This window comes from Gordonia caeni (assembly GCF_039537105.1).
Classification (GTDB): domain Bacteria; phylum Actinomycetota; class Actinomycetes; order Mycobacteriales; family Mycobacteriaceae; genus Gordonia; species Gordonia caeni.
Genome location: NZ_BAAAZW010000026.1, coordinates 1 through 1452 on the forward strand (window position 1 = coordinate 1; position 1452 = coordinate 1452).

1 protein-coding gene is annotated in these 1452 nt (G+C 62.8%); it reads right to left on the bottom strand.

Going from position 1 to position 1452, the window contains the following annotated elements; all coding sequences use genetic code 11:
• Nucleotides 1-13: 13 nt before the first annotated feature.
• The gene (locus tag ABD732_RS18530) at nt 14-1327 is read right to left on the bottom strand and encodes an ISL3 family transposase (protein WP_344786284.1); all 1314 of its coding nucleotides are present in this window, start codon (nt 1325-1327) and stop codon (nt 14-16) included.
• Nucleotides 1328-1452 lie beyond the last annotated feature (125 nt).

Below are 1452 nucleotides of genomic sequence, written 5' to 3' on the forward strand. Positions count from 1 at the left end.
GGCTCTTCGTATTTCAGAGTGCGTTGACTCGTTCGGTGAGCTGACCCGAGTGCAGTAGTGACCGCAAGATGTAGTGGTCGAGGTTGCGGAAGCCTTGCGCGATGCCGCGGAGGTGTTCGAGGCGTCCGTTGATGGCTTCGACTGGCCCGTTGGAGACGCCGACGTCGAAGTAGGCGAGGATGTCGGTGCGCCGGGACCACAGGCTTCGTCCGAGTTGGGCCAACTCTTGCAGGCCTGCCGGCAGTCCGGTGCGGATACGGCGCAGGATCTTGTACATGAGTTTCTTTCCCTCGCGGCGCTGCGGGTGTTCGTAAGCGGCGATCAGCTGCTGGTAGATCTGGTGGGTGATCTCGACAGCGACATGGTCGTGGTGACTGGTCAGCGACTCGAACAGGCGGATCTTCTGTTTGTCGGTGAGCAGTTCGGTGCGGGTGTGCAGAATCCGGCGGATCTTGTACAGCGGGTCGTCCTTGCGGCCCCGGTGTCCGCATACCTGCTGCTGGATCCGTTGCCGACACAAGTCGAGTTTGCTTGCGGCCAGATGGACAACGTGGAACGGATCCATCACCACCCGGGCCGCGGGGAGTTCCTCGGCGGTGGCGCTCTTGTAGCCGGTGAATCCGTCCATCGCCACGACCTTGATCCGATCCCGGAACTGCTGGTCCCGGGCGGCCATCCACTGTTTGAGGACGTGTTTGGAGCGGCCGCCGATCATGTCGAGCAGGCGTGCCGGGCCGGTCCCGTCGATGACCGGAGTCAGGTCGATCAGGACCGTGACGAAACTCGGTTCCCCTTGTCCGCGAACGTGTTTCCATTTGTGCTCGTCCACACCGAGGCACCGGACCCCGTCGAGGTGGTCGCCGTCGTAGACCAAGGCGCGAGCGGCGTCTGTAGCGATCTGGTTGACCGTGCTCCACGAGATCGCGAGGTTCGCGGCGACGGCGGCCACGCTCATCTTGTCGACCACGATGCGCTGCAAAATCCAGCGTTCGGTCCTGGTCGTGACCACTGCTCGAGCCCTGGCGATGTGGTCGATCCTCGCGCGAAAGACCGACCTCGAGCAGTCGCTGGTGTGGCACACGAACCGCGGAACCATCACGTGCAGGAGGACTGGATAGCCGACGACAGGAGTGTCAGTCAGGACCCGCTCGACCCGATCTCGTAGTTGACCCGCAATGTTGCAGTCCGGGCATCGTCGATCGGGGTCGAGGACCTCGCAGAAAACATGGGTCCGGTCATCGGCGCCGACGGCCGCACCGGTGATCGTCACGCCCAACTCGACGGTTCGGCAGATCGTGTCGGCAACATCGGAAGTAAGCTCAGCCATGGGTCCTGTGGTGTGCGTCAAGGGTGTGTAGGAACTTCCATGATCACACCCAGGACCCGCCTACATCTTGTGGTCGCCCGCGCTCGTCCCGAACCTCACCTACGCACTCTCAGAACCGAAGAGCC

What these genes read in the sequence shown, in the direction of transcription:
- ABD732_RS18530 (WP_344786284.1), bottom strand. Translation starts at nt 1,327, where the DNA reads ATGGCTGAGCTTACTTCCGATGTTGCCGACACGATCTGCCGAACCGTC.